15 protein-coding genes are annotated in these 15,764 nt (G+C 41.4%); all 15 read right to left on the bottom strand.

Annotated features, from left to right (window positions below):
* On the bottom strand, positions 1–2,011 hold a 2,011-nt coding region (locus tag K7A41_RS00585), incomplete at its 3' end, for a DUF6443 domain-containing protein (protein WP_265712158.1).
* A 12-nt stretch (positions 2,012–2,023) separates the two neighbouring features.
* Positions 2,024–5,389, bottom strand: a complete 3,366-nt coding sequence (locus tag K7A41_RS00580) for a hypothetical protein (protein ID WP_265712157.1) — start codon at positions 5,387–5,389, stop codon at positions 2,024–2,026.
* A gap of 277 nt (positions 5,390–5,666) precedes the next feature.
* A complete protein-coding gene (locus K7A41_RS00575) occupies positions 5,667–6,623 on the bottom strand; it encodes a hypothetical protein (protein ID WP_265712156.1) in 957 nt (318 codons plus the stop codon).
* Positions 6,620–7,492, bottom strand: a complete 873-nt coding sequence (locus K7A41_RS00570) for a hypothetical protein (RefSeq protein ID WP_265712155.1) — start codon at positions 7,490–7,492, stop codon at positions 6,620–6,622. Before K7A41_RS00570 ends, K7A41_RS00575 begins: the two co-directional genes overlap by 4 nt.
* A gap of 173 nt (positions 7,493–7,665) precedes the next feature.
* On the bottom strand, positions 7,666–8,550 hold the full coding sequence (locus tag K7A41_RS00565; RefSeq protein ID WP_265712154.1) for a hypothetical protein: 885 nt from the start codon (positions 8,548–8,550) through the stop codon (positions 7,666–7,668).
* 87 nt (positions 8,551–8,637) lie between these two features.
* Entirely contained in the window at positions 8,638–9,447 is an 810-nt protein-coding gene (locus K7A41_RS00560; protein WP_265712153.1) for a hypothetical protein, read from the bottom strand.
* Positions 9,448–9,845: 398 nt separating this feature from the next.
* Positions 9,846–10,244 (bottom strand): hypothetical protein, encoded by a 399-nt coding sequence (locus tag K7A41_RS00555; RefSeq protein WP_265712152.1) that lies wholly within the window; start codon positions 10,242–10,244, stop codon positions 9,846–9,848.
* A gap of 233 nt (positions 10,245–10,477) precedes the next feature.
* Complete coding sequence (locus K7A41_RS00550; protein ID WP_265712151.1) at positions 10,478–10,699, bottom strand: hypothetical protein; 222 nt, start codon at positions 10,697–10,699, stop codon at positions 10,478–10,480.
* Positions 10,700–10,854: 155 nt separating this feature from the next.
* The gene (locus tag K7A41_RS00545; RefSeq protein WP_265712150.1) at positions 10,855–11,556 is read right to left on the bottom strand and encodes a hypothetical protein; all 702 of its coding nucleotides are present in this window, start codon (positions 11,554–11,556) and stop codon (positions 10,855–10,857) included.
* A gap of 157 nt (positions 11,557–11,713) precedes the next feature.
* Positions 11,714–11,935 (bottom strand): RHS repeat domain-containing protein, encoded by a 222-nt coding sequence (locus K7A41_RS00540; RefSeq protein WP_265712149.1) that lies wholly within the window; start codon positions 11,933–11,935, stop codon positions 11,714–11,716.
* A gap of 111 nt (positions 11,936–12,046) precedes the next feature.
* Complete coding sequence (locus tag K7A41_RS00535; RefSeq protein ID WP_265712148.1) at positions 12,047–12,553, bottom strand: hypothetical protein; 507 nt, start codon at positions 12,551–12,553, stop codon at positions 12,047–12,049.
* The gene (locus K7A41_RS00530; protein ID WP_265712147.1) at positions 12,534–13,067 is read right to left on the bottom strand and encodes a hypothetical protein; all 534 of its coding nucleotides are present in this window, start codon (positions 13,065–13,067) and stop codon (positions 12,534–12,536) included. The genes K7A41_RS00535 and K7A41_RS00530 overlap by 20 nt, the downstream gene beginning before the upstream one ends.
* Complete coding sequence (locus K7A41_RS00525) at positions 13,048–13,287, bottom strand: RHS repeat-associated core domain-containing protein (protein ID WP_265712159.1); 240 nt, start codon at positions 13,285–13,287, stop codon at positions 13,048–13,050. The genes K7A41_RS00530 and K7A41_RS00525 overlap by 20 nt, the downstream gene beginning before the upstream one ends.
* Positions 13,284–13,799 carry a hypothetical protein gene (locus tag K7A41_RS00520; RefSeq protein WP_265712146.1) on the bottom strand — a complete coding sequence of 172 codons (516 nt, stop codon included), beginning with the start codon at positions 13,797–13,799 and terminating at the stop codon, positions 13,284–13,286. Before K7A41_RS00520 ends, K7A41_RS00525 begins: the two co-directional genes overlap by 4 nt.
* Positions 13,796–15,764, bottom strand: a 1,969-nt coding sequence (locus tag K7A41_RS00515) for an RHS repeat domain-containing protein (protein ID WP_265712145.1), incomplete at its 5' end; no start/stop codon positions are given. The genes K7A41_RS00520 and K7A41_RS00515, both read right to left, overlap by 4 nt.

Here is a 15,764-nt window from a genome sequence, read left to right as displayed (position 1 = left end):
ACCCATGACCCCACAGCTGCTGCGCAATATTACCATTATACTGCGCACCGGCCAGCACCGCGGTCCCGTTCACATTATAGTTCAGCTGGCTCGTAAACTGGGCTGAGCTTGCCTTGGTCTGCCAGCCACGCTCGTTATATGCATAGGCGATGCTCGTCATAAAATTGCCCCCGCCGTTCTCACTGTGCAGTGATTTCGTCTTCAGCTGGCCGATCTCATTGTAGGCCAGCCTGCTCTGCAGTACCTCAGCCTGGCTGTTCACCTTCTTCTTGGTTTCAACAAGCCGCCCAACATGGTCGTAGACATTCGTCGTCAGGATCGTGGTTACAGACGTCGATCCACCGATCCGGTGCTGACGTTTACTCCTCTCAAGCTGACCAGAAAAGTTGTAGCTATTCGTGATCCGGTCAACTCCATCCAGATGGTTGTCAGAAACAGATTCTATCACACGTCCGTATTTATCGTAATAGTTGACCGATAAGCGCGGCGCAGTACCATCGTCCTTACTGATCCGCGTACCGGTCAGCAGCCCCTTCACCATCCACGTACTGTCGATGCCTGCCGTGGCTGGCAGTACCGTAGCGGCCTTGAACTTATAGTCATCGTAATAATTGACCGTCAGCTCTACTTTCGTTGTACCTGTAGCAGGAAAGGAAACATCCGTATAGGCCGTCGTACCCACACGGCTGTCCCATTGCGGGGTCACACCATCAACTAGTGTCTGCACATCCGTACGTGTCGTCTGAACGGTATTGGTATAGATACCTGTGGAGGCTACGCGCCCAAAGGCATCGTACTTCGTATAACTCCACTTCTTTGCGGCACGTTGCACGGCATCCTGGCTCAGCACAACCTGGTCATTCCTGTTGTACACCAGGTATTCCCAGCCCTTGCCGGGGATCTTTTTCTCGATCAGTCTCCTACGTCCATCATATTTATAGGCATACACCAGTTCATGAAAATCGCCCGTCGCAGCTTCCGTCAATGTCGTCGCCGTAGCCGGAAAACCCGGTGGGATCACATACCGGAGGTCGCCAAAATCATCGTACACATAATACGTATTCAGTGCTTTGGACTCCGTCTCCCACACCCGCTTGAGCACCACACGGCCTTCAAAGTCCTTGAACTCCTCGACGCTGCCGGTTTTCGACGGAGCCGCACCAGCTGCTGCCGTATTGATCCAGTTCTCGTCCCGAAGCACCGTCTTGTACAGCTTGCCGGCAGTATAGAACGTGGCCGTGGCTCCCGTTCCCGTGCTGTTTACCGTCCAAAGGCGAACTTCATTGGCCATGTTGGTACCGTAATCCGTGGCTACCGTACGGCCGGCATTGGCACCGGCAGCAACCGTATTCCGGTCGGCGGTGGGCTGCCACGGCACTCCCGGTGCACCCTGCTCCTTAACACGGTTCAGCGGGCTGTTCTCAAACACCGTAACCGAGTACGGACTCGCGGTTTTTACCACCGCAGGATCCCAGGTGTTCGTGGTCGCATAATAAGCCTGCTGGTCAGATCTCGCTGTAGGCTTGAACGATCCGTCTCCGGCCTGATTCTTTACGTGTGGCAGGAATTTGGTACTTTCCCTACCAAACCCGTCATATTCGATATGCTGCACGATATCTTTGTAGCTTGGGCTCGCCATTAGCTGCACTGTCTGGCTCGGCCGTCCCAGCCCGTCAAAATACTGGACCGTCTGGTTCTCGTCCCCGATCGTGCGCTGGGCATTCAGCGTGGACAGCGTCACACCCGGGCTTCGGAACGTCCGCGTCAGGATATAGTTCTGATCTGCACTTGGCCTGCTCACAAGGGTCTGGAACCCCGCAATGCTGATCGTAACACTCTTCCCTGCAGCAGGTGCAGGAATATAAAAACCATTGGTCAGTGTCACACTCTTTAAGGCCTGGATGCTGGTCTGGTTGCTGTAACTGTTTAGCGTTAGATTGTCAACAAGCGTCTGCCCTTGGACACATGCCACGGCAGCTAAGCATAATATCGTCAATAAGTTCTTTTTCATAACAGGTCTGGCTTAATTGGGACGGTAGTGATAGTCAAACGCTTTGTTCACTTGGTTCAGATGGTCAAGGATGGCCTGCAGGCGCTGCATACCGTCATACTTATAATACTCTGTTATTCCCCGGGCATCTGTCTTGCTGGTCATGCCGACAAGTGGCTTGTACGTATAGCTGGTAACCATACCATTCGGAAGGCCGGCCCGCAGTTTGTCCGCTGCACCTTTGATCAGGGTTTCCATTGTAGATTCTGAATGTGTTGCAACATTCAGGTTGTCGATGGCTGCTTTAGTCAGCACACTCTCTACCTCAACATAAGTCGCATTTTTGATCTCGGCGATAGGATACTGCCCGCTGTAGCCCCAGAGATAGACAGTCTTCATATTTCCATTTTCCAAAAGCTCCTGTAAATTATTAAAAGGATCGTAACTTAAGTATTCAACCTTCTTCTCATAGCGAACATCTGGCTGAAAAGCCGAAGCAATACCGTTAGGAGATACAATTCCTTTCACACGATTGCTAAACTTATAATCCTTCATAGCAACAGATTTTTCTAATTCTAAGATATAATGTTTATCTCTACAAAGCTTAGTTCCAGCTTTATAAGTATTAATTTCTCCTTGTGTTACGTATTGTACACCTGAAATCTCGCGTACTTTCACGCGTTCAATTGGATATGCAATAAGATGTGACTGTTTTTTTTTCATTTGATCAAGGAAACCTACTCCATCACTATAATCATCAGGAAAAGTGATGTATTCCGTCTCTTTATCATTAGTACTTGATATGTGCTCTATTCTAGTGTTCTGACCATGTATAGGATTGTCACTAAAGTACTTAATTGTGTTACTAATTATTTCTTGGCCTTTATGATATTCTTTTATAGTAGTCGAAGCTAGCTTGAACTGTCCAAAATGCAGATTATATTGGATGTGACTGAAATCTGCGGGGTCAAACACAGTTCCAGTAGTAGTACAAATCGAATGATTGTAAAAATTTCTTCTAAAAACGAAGGTTACTGGTTCATTGCCCTCATAATTAGTTTCATATTTCTCAATCTTAGCTTTGACAAGATCGAAATCTCTACTTAGAGAATCGTAGGAATAATGATATTCAGAAGGAGCTTGCGCTGTCAAAATTAAATCAGAAACATATTCCCGCATTCCCGGAACCGTCGGATTATAAAAAGAATTGTGTCCTAATGGTTGATAACTTCGAGACAGCACAATCTTACTTGACGGATTTCCCAGTTTATCGCAAATCGTGTTTGTAACAGAATTGTAAAGGATTGTTGCGCCTTCTAGGTTGATCATTGGAAGACTACTTGATGCATAATAAGTGATGGTCTTTGTATTGACCCAACAATTAAAGCATAATGCCGTTTTTGCGGCGCATACTGGGTCAGTAACAAACTCTGTCTTTTCAATATAGTTATTTTCAAAGTCCCTGTCCCCACGCAAAAAGTTCCCTAAAGGGTATGTATAGTTTTCAGACTGTAACAATTCATTATTTTGATCATAGGAAAAAATGTTCTTAATTCTCAGTCCTCCTCCGTCACGTTCTTCTCGGCCAGTCTGCTTAACACTAGCGGTAAGACTAGCTGTTAAATAAACCGGCTGAGACACCGAAGGTTCACTCATTACACTTGCAAATACCTCATACACATCTCCTGCATTCAGATACAAAGGAACATCAATATTCTTTACATTATAGAAATCGGTAGTGTGAGTGTAAGTAGCTATATTTCGATTTTGGGTGACATTCCTTATGTTTATATACTGAACGTCTTCAAGATTAAATGGCCCAGCCCCCTTGTGCGCACTCATTGTAATCAAAAGACGACCTAAACCATTATTATCTAGGTTTGGAGGAATAGTAAACTGTTTTCTGTACTGTACAGGAGCCAACATGGAAGTAGCTGTTAATCTAAACGGTTCCATAATTGATATTTCGGCGGATCTTGTAAAATCGGACAGGTATTTATTGCTCTCAAACGAATATTCAACATACCCTCCGGTTGGAAAAAATATTTTTTTTAATAAGCCAGCCTTTGCATGGTTAGCTGACACTTTTCGGTCAGCAAAACCTATATCGGTACTTTGATGTGCGCTTAGGGAAGGATGCATTGGTTTAATTTTCGGTAAAAGGCTATGTGTATTTGATCCATTATAGTATCCCCAGTAATCCTGAAATTTAGAATCACTGGAGGGCAATCTCACACTTTCGTCATATTCAAAGGTATGCGTTTCTTGGTCGGAAGGGTTCACAACAGATACTTTCTTAACAGCGACCAGTTTCAACCGATATTCAGATGGAAAAGCGGGAGCCGAATTAGCCTCAAAATAGCCATACTGAAATTCATATTTAAATAGCCTTTTATTACCGTTCAATACTATAACACTGTCAAGCTGCTTACCAAAGTCTTTGCGCTGAGTTTTAGCGTAAAACAAAACGCGATTGTCTTTATACTGTATTTCACTCAATAATGATTCGTTATAATCCAACAAAACAGTGCTTTCTTTAACTCCGGCATTCACAAATGAAGCGTTATATGTTACATTGTTTCCTCCCAAATAGAAGTTATTGTCTGCATAAGTTCTATATTCGGTAAAATCTTTAAGATAACCTTTGGAGGTATGTCTTTCATACTTAAAATTGGTGGTATCGGCCTTATTAGCCGAAATTATTGTTGTCAAGTGCCAGCTTTGATTATAGCTTCTCAAAGAAATAGGGGTTCCAATAGGATTTGCATCATCAAAAACAGCATCTGTTTGAGCGAAAAAGTATTGTTTACCAAACTCGTCTGTGATTTTAAAAGTCGCTTTTGTCCTTATACTTGAATTTTCCCATTCTATTTTAATAGGATCTTGAGTTAATGCTTCAAATCTCGCCTTACTTTTCCGGTAAATAAAAGTGACGCTTCTTCCAGATAAGGACAAATTAAAATAATCAGGAAGACAATCCTTTTCATTTTCCGCATAACGCTTCAAAACATCATAGGAGTTTGATGTGGCGATGTCCACGGCGGTCATTGGATTATCAATGTAGCCATAATCAGGCGTCTCATCAGGCAATCCTCGAACAGTACGAGATATAGCGCCTGACCCAAATAGAGACCACCCAAGTCCAACCCATGTGCTTACTTGATTCACTTTAATTCCGGAAGCGTTATAGCTTAGGGCAAGATTTATGTCTGTACACCTTTTATCTGAAAACAATGGAATTTTGATATTTGGAACACCAGTTAATGGAGATACCTGATTTGAGCTATACCTATAAAGTTCAGCAGCTTGGGGTTGTAAAGGGACAGGATTGGTTTCCTGGGAGTACACAACGGAAATAAATAGGGTTATGAGTATTAAAGCTAAATATTTTGATTTCATAAAAATAATTAAAATGAATTAAGGACGATAAAAAATATACGGAGTCGATTACTTCTCGTTAGTATTTACTTGACCAAGAATCGCACGGTTAATCGCAACACATCAATTTCGAAAATATCACCTATTTTGTTTTTAGTGAAATACGAGGAACCCTTAGTGATGAAAGTTCATTGCTGTGTAGGCTACTTTTCTTGAATAAACATTAAGTCAAAACGAACGTCAATGTATCAGCTGGAATTAAACATCGAAACCTTCAAAATCTGCCAATTTTTCGTTTTTACTTTTTTAGATGATCGACTTTGTTTCTCAACTGTTGTATCTGAATGCTCTGTTCCTTTATCAAATCTCGCAGCTGCGCACTTGTTTTATTCTGTCCGATAGCATGCAGCGTCAGCTCTTCAACTTTCTTCAAAAGCATCAGATTCATCTCAGCAACATCTAACCCGGTCGTTTCAATCTCTTTGGCTGAAGGGATCTCCGGAAGATGCTTATGGGTCCTGACGTAATCTGCGATATACTCCAGACTCTGTAGCTCATAATCGGGTTCGAAAACGTAGTCCGGAACTGATATATCGGTCTTGATCTTAACCTCCTTGGCCAAAATATTACCATTCACGGCTAAATCAGCCTGCGGATTCGCGGTACCGATCCCCATTTTCCCGAAGACATTGAATCTAGACACATAATTGGAAACTTGCCTGTTTGCAGAATAGTCAGCGATTTCCGTCAATATATCGGTATTTTGAGCGACTCCATTCTTATCGTAAGGAACAAATTCAAGACTCACTCCCGAAGATTTAACCCAGCCAACAAACTGAAAACCGTTGGCATGCTGAGCGCCGGAATAGGGTACATCCACCGCAAGATATTTCTTACCGTTATAACGGCAGGTCTTCAGACGCCAGCTATATGTTCCTTCATCATTGGAGACCAGATTGGCATATGTCGTATTGTAAGAAGACGAACTATTGATGGTTGTTACATTCAACCTGTTCAACGCCCCTGTGCCGCCCCTTCTTGCAGCCAGGGTTCCTATGAGGTAATTATCGGCAAGCAAGGTATTATCATAGATCTCGTGCAGCAGGATCAACGATTTTGTATAGGTGGCATTGGTGGATGAATTTATGATCTTATGAACATAATCTCCAGATACTGTGGTAACTTGGGCCATTGCGTTCATAAGCTGCAGCAGTAAGCTGCAAAGCAGTGTAATTTTTAAGATAAAGCGTTTCATGGGCGCGATTTTTTCAGTTCTTTGGTTAATGTATCGATCATCTGCTGCTGCCGTCTGTTCAATTTATCCTGCTCAATAATATACAGCGTAAGCTCTTCTATCTTTTGTAATAGGTCTATCTGCAAGTCGCCCACATTGATCCCCTCCTTCTCCATCTGTGCAGCACTGGGGATACCCGGCAGATGGCGGTTTTCACTGATGAAGGACTGCAAAGAATCCAGCCCCGGGAGCTGGTATGAGGGGGCAAATACAAAATCCGCTGTTTTCTGCGTATTCACCAGGATACTGTGTGCACGGGCTGTACCTACGATATCCAGCTTATGCTCGGGACTTTTGGTACCGATCCCTACACGCGCATCACTAAAGTGCCGGTATTGACGGACCTGCCCCCCATCCCCTGCCACAGGGTCAGAAATCGAAAGGCCAGAAGCCAGGCTGGTCACTGACGCCGCCTGTATAAGCTGTATCTTTACCTTCACACTCAGCTCATTGCCGCGGTTGTTGAGGTGGTAGATCGGTATGCGGGAATTGTTCTGGTCAAAATCGCCGATTGCCCAGTAAGATGCAAGAGGCTCGGAGCTCTGTGTAATCTCACTTTCCTGACTGAGATAGCTAGTGGAAGTACCGTTGTATACAATATCGATCCGCTTGGCCAGTACCCCCCGGTTGAGCTGATTATTGTAGCCCCCGGTCAGCTGCACCTCGATCGTTCCCCACATCCGCACTCCGGCCGGAAACTGCAGGTAAGATACCTGATCTGCTGCACCCTCGGTAAACTTGACACTGAAAGATTTTTCAAGAAAATGCTGGGCATCCACCCTGAGGAAAGCCAGCATGCACAGAAGGCTGATTAAATATCTGATCGTCATAAAAAATACACGAAAATTAAGTTAATATTATGGCAGTTAATTCTCTTGATCGTTTATACATCCAAAAATAAAAAGCTTTTATCGAAAAATCAATACTACCTTTCGAATATATCATCTTTGCTTGCTTAGAACCGCAAAAAAATAACGATAACTAAATCTTATATTAACCAACGCTACTGTGAAAGCAATTTTTCCAGCCTTGATACTTTCTCTTCCAGCTCATTACGTTTCTTTTCATTTTCAATGGCATGTAAAGTAAGTTCTTCGACCTTCTTTAACAGCAGGAGATTCATCTCAGCCAGATCTAAACCTTCTCTGTTTATTTCTTTTGCAGATGGAATTTCGGGAAGGTGCTTGTGCGTCTTAATGTAGGCACTGATTTCGGCAAGGGAATTTAGCTTGTAATCAGGGTCAAAAACGTAATCCGGAACTGAAATATCGGTCTTGATCTTAATTTCTTTTGCAAGTATATTTCCGTTGACAGCAAGTTTGGCCTGCGGATTTTCAGTGCCAATTCCCAAGTTGCCGTTTGAAATCACGTGATTGCCGGAGCCTGATAAGAACAGCTTGCCCGTTGATTTTACATCGCTATGCGAATCTAGCACCGTACGCCAGTTGTTGAACTGGCCGGTGCCGTTTTCGCTTGCACCACCGCTCCAGGCACTGGTCCGAAAATACATCCGCTTATCGCTGGCCCCAAAATACAGATCCGTCTGCCAATGTGATACCCGTCCATAAATTGCCAGCAGGGTGCCATAACTATTATTTCCGGGGCTGGTACCGCCCGGACGGTAAGTGCTATAATCGTCAAACAGCTTGATGCTTGCTGCCCCCAGCTGTGTCCTCGGCGCACTGCTAAAATTATATGGCACAGCTGGAAAACTAAATTCATTTCCCTTAACTGACCCGATAACGTCCAGTTTTTTCTCCGGAGCGGTCGTTCCGATTCCAACATTCCCGCTTGCCGGAAAACTATTCGTCTGTGCAACTGCAGTAGCTGATAAGATAGACAGCATGCTGCAAAAATAACTTGCAATTACTTTAATCTTTATAGTCATAAAATACTCTAGGTTTCATTCTTCTGTCCACAATACGATTGATGATTTAGTACCTTTCAACGGCTGCCACATCCATACGGTGGCCGTTTAATCCTTTCTCTGATTAAGCTGTCGTCTGATTTCGGAAATTTCCTCATCTTTTTGAAGCAGATACAATGTCAGCTCCTCTATTTTCTTTAACAGGAGTTTGTTCATCTCTCCCAGATCCACCCCTTCGCTTTCAACCGTTTTTGCGCTGGGCACTTCAGGAAGATGCCCATTCTGCGTGATAAATGTCCGTAAAGAATCCAAGCTCTTTAGGTCGTAGTTATCATGAAACACATAATCAGGCCAGTTGGCAGTTTCCACCTTGACCTCCTGCGCGCGGATCCTTCCGTTCACGGACAGCTTGTCCCGTGGTGTTTCGGTACCGATATCGACAGCGCCATCAGTATAAAAAAGATTGGACGAACTGCGCTGCCAATGAAACGATGCTCCGAATAGATCGGGCACCACATTGCCATTGCCGGTATCATAAAATTCCACAAACGCCCGGACGGCATATATATTGGCGTGATTGGTATACACTTTAACAATATTATCTTCGACGATAAGCAAGGGATGATTAGAATTTTGCCCCGCGGCAGAGACCATTCTTATTTTCCACGCGCTCGCCGGAGAATCGTACCATGCCAGGTATTCAGCTCCTGTACGAGTCCCTGTAGAGATAATAGACAATTTCACACGGTAAAGGCCACCTACCTTGAGAGGCTGGCTACTGGCATCTGTCAGTTCAACTTTGGTAGTAGCATTGACATTCAAACTTTTAATGAATGTGGCGGTCTGGGCATTGATCTGGCTTGTGTAACAAACCGTCAGTAGCACAAAGACGATCTGCGACAATACTTTTCTGTTCATATACAATATGGTTAAAAAATTTCGCTAAGGCTATTGGTTATAAAGTTAACCAATCGTTCAAATATTTCAGCAAGTTTTTCAGTAAAAATTTAAGATCAGCGATATATGCGATTTCGTATAATTTAAGCATGTAGCTGGTACAGTCTTCTATCGTCGTAAATTGGTAGACCCAAAAATTCCTCGCTAAGAGCAAGATTCAGGCGATACTAAAATAAAACAACAACGCCCAATCTTTATCAGATTGAGCGTTGCTGTTTTATTTATAGCTTATAATCTTACTCCTTAACACGATGACACGTCGGAATAATCATTCCAGCCCAAATGTGAAAAAATAGACTCTATTGCACTTATTTTTTTGAAAATACCTGCTTTAGTATTCCATCATTTAAACTGCCTTCCTAGGACTTACAAAGTGCATTTTTTTCCAAAAATCTTCCCCATGGTATAACCGAAATAAGCAAAAGAAATAAGAAAAAAAACACCCTGAGCTTTGCCGTCGCTAGCCTATCCTTCTTATAAAAAAAATCATGCGCTTCGTTATATACTAAATTGATATGAGAACCAACAGGATATTTTAAGCATTCTTCATTTGCCATTCTAACAGAATATAGCTTGCCTTTATATTTGACATTGATTGATGAGCTTCCTTTTGAACTTCGACAATATTGCTCTTCAACCAGAAAGCTCCCGGCAACGCTACTCTCCATTTTAACGTCTTCCCTATAAAAATATATATTATAGACTACGTCAATAGCAAGTGTGCCTATTAAGAACATTCTCATTTTTTTTGTATTCATACAAATTATCTTTCAAATCCTGTAATTTGGAGAGTCCCGACTTCGATGTTATGCAATGTTTCCGCTACCACGATGTAGAAGGATCGGCCGTATGGTATTGTTGATTCATAATCAACTGAGGCAAACAGCAGCCTGAAAAGAGTAACATCGTTAATTCTTATTATACAGATTGACTGATATTATATTCTGAGATTCTAAATACACTTTTGGTTCTTTCGACGTTAAAACACTGATTAATCGTAATCATCAATCATTTTTAAAGAACTGTTTTCGTTTTGGCTTTGATAATAAAGTGCATGAAACCCAAAATCGACAACAAGTTTAGATTCAAATTTCTCTATCTCAAAACTTATCTGAAGGCCATTCTCTTGATCATATAATAGATTTATCAAATAAAGAGCTCCATCAATCTTTTCAACAGGATACCATTTTCTTAATATATTATTACTTTTCATATCTAAATTTTATTGTGGAGCCATCTGATTTTTTTATCTCCAAAGTTGGGTCATTGTCAACTGTACTACTTCCATTTCTAACATTTACTTCCCTTCCATCAAACAGCTTCCCTACGCCTGTCTAGGACTTTTAGGTCTATATATTAATCAGTATCTCAGTAGTCTTTAGAATTTGTAGCCACTTTGGATTGCAATTCTTTGATCTGTTTCTGCTGTTCGATTAAGTGTAAAGTCATTTCCTCTATTTTTTTCAGCAGCAGTAAATTCATTTGCGCAATATCAAGTCCATCAGCTGCAATCCGCCCGGCAGACGGAATTTCTGGAAGATGCTTATTTGCTTTAATATATTGTTCAATTTCATCTAAAGATGGTAACCTGTAATCCTTCTCAAAAACATAATCCGGTACTGTGATATCGGTCTTTACCTTAATTTCATTTGCTACAATATTGCCGTTGACAGCTAGTTTTGCGTTCGGACTTGAAGTACCGATCCCAACATTTCCTTTGGCAGTGATACGCATCTTTTCTTCCAATTTGGTCAGGTAGCTTTCTTTCGTCAAAAATTGCAGCCCGTATGAATTATTACCTGAATTTTCTGTCACTGTATTAATCGATGTTCCAAAATCAGTATAATCTCCAAAACCCAATGATTGACTGATCATAGGAACAGATTCACCCGTTTCATTCCGCAGATTTTTGACCAGGAAGTTTCCTCCCCTGACCTCTAATTTCACCAGAGGTGAGGTGGTACCGATACCGACCGATCCATTTGCTGGAAAAATATTGGTCTGCGCCATTAGCATTTGGCTTATGCCCAGGTTCAGCGTCAATGTTAAAATTGTGTGAATGATTTTCATAGTTTACAAGTTAATCTTTAATATGTATTCTAGTTAATAGCGACTCTTGATTGGTCAATTTTTTATTACTTTGATCCAACGTTCCCTTAGCAGGCCTGCCTTCTCCTACTCCTAACGGCTAAAGGACCGCCATTCCGGCGATGGAATGGGAATATCATTAACGAAGCCTTTTTCCACGAATTTCAATCGGTATTTTTGAATGCGGAGGCCCTGCAACTGAATCTGCAGCCATCCCTGTCAGATCTATCATCAGGATCGGATTGTTCATCCCATAGTTGTATGGAGACACATCCTCAAAAATCTCCGACATTGGATCCACCACATTCCATCTGCCGATCTCAGCATCATAGAGCCTTGCTCCATATCCATACTGGATCAATATTTCGCCGAAGTCACAATTTCAACCCCATGATAGAGAAATGGTTTTTCCCTCATTGTTCCTTTGTAGGAAAATTTATTCTTTTTCAAAGCTTCTGTTCCTCCACTCAAATCAATTACAGTTTTTTTTGTCGAAATAATCATAGTAATTAATAATATCACGTATATTATTTGCAAATTCATGATTTTTATGTTTAATAACTTTGTTATCTCGAAACGAAAAAATATCATTGGTATTATTTATCAATATCATACCTATATTTTCTATTAAAATATAGATTTTACAGTCCCCATAGTCATACCATCCACTTTTGTTTAGAGCTTCATCCCCCTCTTTATTCATTTCTATCATTAATTTACCATGTAAAACATGCCACTTTGTACTATCCAATCTTATTGAGTTTAGATAGTTTACGACATCATAGGAAGGATTAGTTATATTGGACATAAACTTTTTGTAGTCAAATTTATCATCATGAATTAAGCCCTTATCAAAGAGCACCTTAATCTTATTTGAAGGGTATCCGATTGATTTTACACCAGTATTTGCACAATTACTTAAGAGCATCCAAATGAGAATAAATAATATTATAAATCTTTCAATTTTGATTTTTTTCATAATAAGGATTATAAACTTTAAAAGGATACTTTGGACTATTTAAAATTGGAGAACTTACATTTATAAATGTTTCTGTTCTATGATCTTTTCTATATTGATCTTTAGGTATTTCACCATTTAGATTTCCAGTTTTCTTTTCGGACCCTTGTATTACTCGCTTTTCCTCTGTATTATCGTATTGATTGTCGAGCACCTTAGGAGCTTTTTTCCCTTCTTTACTCATTTTGCTATTATTAACAGCGTGATCAAATTCATGTTCTAATATTGTTGCGGGAGATAAAGTTATTTCTTCCCCTTTATTAGTTTCAGTCTTCAACGCCTGCCATGATTGCCAATAAACATCAGTACCTACGGCTTGCGAATCAAAATATTCAGAAAGTTTAAATCTAGTAGAATTATCAAATGCGGCTTTTGTAATATTATCACCTCCCCCGTTATTTTTGTTATATTCATATGCTAATAAAAAAGCTTGAACAAAAGAATTACTTGGAGCGTCATTTCCATTTTTTACCATTAAAAGTCCAACTTTTATCTACTTCACGTCCTGCACCATTCACCCCCTTATAATATATAATAATATCTCTACCATCCGGATCAATAAATCGTAATGGGTTGTCTATAGCGTAATTATAAGGCGACCATCTCCTGTGTTTCTCCGCCAGCGGATCCAAAACAATCCATCTGCCTATCTCAGCATCGTAGAACCTAGCTCCGTAATCGTATTGACTGTCTATTGCTTCTTTTCCAGTCTTCTATAATTCTCCTCAATTTTTTTGAGATAAATATCAGATTTTGTAGGTGGAATGCTATCTCCAAAGAGATCCTGGATGCTGTATTGAGCATCCTTTGACCCTAACTCATATGCTTTAAGTAAATAAAACATTGCTTGATTTCTCGTTAAGCTGTCATTACTAACCATATTAACTCCATCGACAATCGCAGGTGATGTTAAAATAAAATACAACTGCTCATATGCTTCCGGACATTGATGTTTATTTGCCATAATCAGTGCATAATAGTATAGTTCGTAATTCTTTAATCTCTGTAGGTAATAGTTTGATATTTTGTTATATGCAGTAAAATCCCCATCATTTATAGCCATACGCCATAAGGAATCGACTTGTTGTTTAGACAAAATTTCATCCGAAATATACTGAGCATCTGATAATTTATTTTGTTTAACAGACGTATGATTACATCCTGTAATCATGATTAAACTCAAAAAAACAAGTAGCACTAATTTCATTCAACTTTTTCTTTAGGTAAATTCCTAGTAACCCCGGGAGCGATATATGATTGTTGTTGTTTCGCTGTAATAACCCCATTTTGATATGTAACAAATCCTCCATTTCCTTTATCATTGGCTATCCCAAAAAATTGAGATTTCCCTTTGATATTTCCAAAAATAGCATATCCGTCAGCAGCTATAATTGTTACATTTTTAAACAATTTAGATTCAGACATTAATTGGGCTATTGGTTTATGTCCTGTCCAGATTTTCCCTTTGTCATCTTTCATCTCGTAGGTAGCTGTATTACATGCATACATTATTAAGACTATTTTTTCACCTTTTTGCATAGCCTCTTTCCATCTAGGGCTTTTTTCCATTAACATTTTACTTACTGAGGCTGCTGTTTTCGCCTTGTGCTGCACACCTTTTTCATCCTCGTATAATAACCCCTGAAAATTTCCATGTCCAAATAGTTCAAATATTCCATCACCTTCTTTATAAGATCTATTTTTTGCTACAACGCTACCATTAGTTTTATCGGCTTTCGGATAAAGATTTATCGGTGGATCATCATTTTTTGTACTACCATCAACATTCATCCCATGACTTGCCATTGCTTCTGCAAAATCTACCTCGCGACCATTATCCATATACTTGCCAGTACTCCAATTGTATTCGGCAGCCATTCCAGTTGGATCAATAAAAGCCATAGGGTTATTCATAACATAACTATATGGTGTGAAATCTAGAAATTTCTCAGCCAGTGGATCCACTACATTCCACCTTCCTATCTCCGCATCGTAGAACCTTGCCCCGTAATCATACTGATCCCCAAGCTCGCCCTGGATCTCCTTCCCGTTATAAAGGTACTTATTATTTCCACCCAGTACAACCTTACGCTTGCCAAATGGATAATAATTGTCACGCTGTACCACATCTACCGCAGTCGTGCTACCTGTACGACGCTTCAACGTCGTACGCACATTGCCTAAATGATCCGTCAGGTTGTAATGGTAGACATAACTTGTCCCATTCAGCTGCGCATAGCCCACCGGATTGTGGATGATATCTATCGTGCCATTATTGTATTCAATACCGTCTACATAATCCCGGGTCGTCGTCACTATACTGGTCCCTGTACCTATCTTCGAGACCTTCTGTAGCTTTCTGCCCGTGGCATCATACAAGAACGCTACATCCGTGCCGCTCTTCTTTGCCGTCTGTGGCAGGTTCAGGTGATTGTACGTAAAGACTATCCCCAGACGGTCTGTCTTTGCATTACCGTTCGCATCATAGGTATATGATCCGGTCAGGCCTCCCGACAGACCCGTCAGCTTATTCCCGTCATACGTATATGTCGTCACCAGCTGTGCATCGCGCTTCAGCGTCTTGATATTGCCCATATCATCATAGCTGATCACCTCTGCGATGCTTGCTGATCCGGTCTGCCCATTGGTTCCGCTGATCAAGCGGTTCAATTTATCGTAGCCATATTCAAAAGTACTGGTAGCCCCCGTAGGGGTAAAACGCCACATGACCTGTGCAATATTACCGTTGTACTGCCGCACTGCTCCACCGTCCTGGTACATCTGTGACTGGGTAAAATTACTGGAAGCAATCCGCTTGGTCCAGCCACGCTCATTATAGGTATAGCTCGTCGTATCCACATAACCAGGTTCTGTTCCAGCCTTACCCATATAACGGGTCTTCAGCTGACCGATCTCATTGTAGCTATGGGAAGTTAAGATTACTTCCGCTTGTGATCCGATCTTTTCTTTTGTTGAGACCAACCTACCCACATGGTCATAATCATTGGTCGTTACGATTTTTGTTGCAGCCCCCGTCACCGGCGTATGTACACGTGTACTGGTCAGCAGATCTCCCGCAAAGTTATAGGTATTGGTCACATAATCCGTTCCTCCAAGATGGTTCTTTGAAGCAGTCTGGATCACCCTACCATAGTCATCATAGTATAGCACC

Source organism: Sphingobacterium sp. InxBP1 (genome assembly GCF_026191775.1).
GTDB classification, from domain to species: domain Bacteria; phylum Bacteroidota; class Bacteroidia; order Sphingobacteriales; family Sphingobacteriaceae; genus Sphingobacterium; species Sphingobacterium thalpophilum.
This window is presented reverse-complemented; position numbering and strand designations above follow the sequence as displayed.

Coding starts and splice junctions, on each gene's coding strand:
- K7A41_RS00580 (WP_265712157.1), bottom strand. CDS start 5,389: ATGAAATCAAAATATTTAGCTTTAATACTCATAACCCTATTTATTTCC.
- K7A41_RS00575 (WP_265712156.1), bottom strand. CDS start 6,623: ATGAAACGCTTTATCTTAAAAATTACACTGCTTTGCAGCTTACTGCTG.
- K7A41_RS00570 (WP_265712155.1), bottom strand. CDS start 7,492: ATGACGATCAGATATTTAATCAGCCTTCTGTGCATGCTGGCTTTCCTC.
- K7A41_RS00565 (WP_265712154.1), bottom strand. CDS start 8,550: ATGACTATAAAGATTAAAGTAATTGCAAGTTATTTTTGCAGCATGCTG.
- K7A41_RS00560 (WP_265712153.1), bottom strand. CDS start 9,447: ATGAACAGAAAAGTATTGTCGCAGATCGTCTTTGTGCTACTGACGGTT.
- K7A41_RS00555 (WP_265712152.1), bottom strand. CDS start 10,244: ATGAATACAAAAAAAATGAGAATGTTCTTAATAGGCACACTTGCTATT.
- K7A41_RS00550 (WP_265712151.1), bottom strand. CDS start 10,699: ATGAAAAGTAATAATATATTAAGAAAATGGTATCCTGTTGAAAAGATT.
- K7A41_RS00545 (WP_265712150.1), bottom strand. CDS start 11,556: ATGAAAATCATTCACACAATTTTAACATTGACGCTGAACCTGGGCATA.
- K7A41_RS00535 (WP_265712148.1), bottom strand. CDS start 12,553: ATGAAAAAAATCAAAATTGAAAGATTTATAATATTATTTATTCTCATT.
- K7A41_RS00530 (WP_265712147.1), bottom strand. CDS start 13,067: ATGGTAAAAAATGGAAATGACGCTCCAAGTAATTCTTTTGTTCAAGCT.
- K7A41_RS00520 (WP_265712146.1), bottom strand. CDS start 13,799: ATGAAATTAGTGCTACTTGTTTTTTTGAGTTTAATCATGATTACAGGA.